This window comes from Bacillus cereus group sp. BfR-BA-01441 (assembly GCF_022663075.1).
Lineage (GTDB): Bacteria > Bacillota > Bacilli > Bacillales > Bacillaceae_G > Bacillus_A > Bacillus_A cereus.
This window is the reverse complement of the sequence record NZ_JAKUEU010000241.1, coordinates 1-609: the sequence shown is the minus strand read 5'-3', so window position 1 is coordinate 609 and position 609 is coordinate 1. Positions and strand designations below refer to the sequence as shown.

Below are 609 nucleotides of genomic sequence, written 5' to 3'. Positions count from 1 at the left end.
GAAGGAGATGCAGGTGAAACCACAGAAGGAGATGCAGGTGAAACCACAGAAGGAGATGCAGGTGAAACCACAGAAGGAGATGCAGGTGAAACCACAGAAGGAGATGCAGGTAAAGCCACAAAAAGAAGTACAGGTGAAACCGCAAAAAGAGGTGCAAAAAGAACAGCCAATTCAAAAAGAAAAACCAGTTGAAAAACCTTCTGTTATTCAAAAACCACCTGTGATAGAAAAACAAAAACCGGCGGAAAAAGAAAACACGAAGTTTTCGGTAAATGTATTACCGCAGCCGCCACAACCACCAATAAAACCGAAAAAAGAATATAAAATTTCAGATGTAATAAAAAAAGGAAGCGAGTTAATTGCTCCTCAAATTAGTAAAATGAAACCTAACAATATCATTTCTCCGCAAACGAAAAAAAACAATATAGTATCGCCGCAAGTGAAGAAAGAAAATGTAGGAAATATAGTATCGCCGCAAGTGAAGAAAGAAAATGTAGGAAATATAGTATCGCCACAAGTGAAGAAAGAAAATGTAGGAAATATAGTATCGCCGCAAGTGAAAAAAGAAAATGTAGGGAATATAGTGTCACCGCAAGTGAAAAAAGAAAA

At 37.3% G+C, this 609-nt stretch carries 1 pseudogene; it reads left to right on the top strand.

What is annotated here, in order from left to right:
- Positions 1–609, top strand: a pseudogene (gene exsA, locus MR107_RS30300) (spore coat assembly protein ExsA); the annotation flags it as partial.